General features: G+C 42.5%; 1 pseudogene. It reads right to left on the reverse strand.

The features are described from left to right. A pseudogene (locus P20495_RS20900) lies at window positions 1-387 on the reverse strand (IS4 family transposase); the annotation flags it as partial. Window positions 388-409: the final 22 nt, after the last annotated feature.

A 409-nucleotide genomic window follows, 5' to 3' on the forward strand; every position in this document is an offset into this window, starting at 1 on the left:
TTCAAGTGTGTGGCTACCTGGTAAAAAGGCGCGCTCAGTTTCAACATCAGGACGAATATCTATTTCGCAGGGTTGTTCATTAAATAGGTCATAGGTAACGTGCAACTCAATTGCGGCAGGACTTACAGCAGTAAAACGACCAGCAAAAACCTGCGCTAATTCATCATGTAGAGCAAATGAAGAACCATCTTGCAATAACACTCGCTGTATTCCTCGCTGGGTAAAAAAGGTTTTATCCAGCGTGTTTACAGTCAATTTAGACATCGCTTGAATAACGAGCTCACGGACAAGCTCAGTCAAGGCTGGTTTTCGAATTTGATTATGAAAGGGTTTATAACTTATCGTGCAATCAGCCTGCGTTCGCAAGTTTTGATGGATATCTGACAAGTTAGCGTCTTGCAGGCAAGAT

The sequence above is a fragment of the Pseudoalteromonas sp. BSi20495 genome (assembly GCF_000241185.1).
Classification (GTDB): Bacteria; Pseudomonadota; Gammaproteobacteria; order Enterobacterales; family Alteromonadaceae; genus Pseudoalteromonas; species Pseudoalteromonas fuliginea.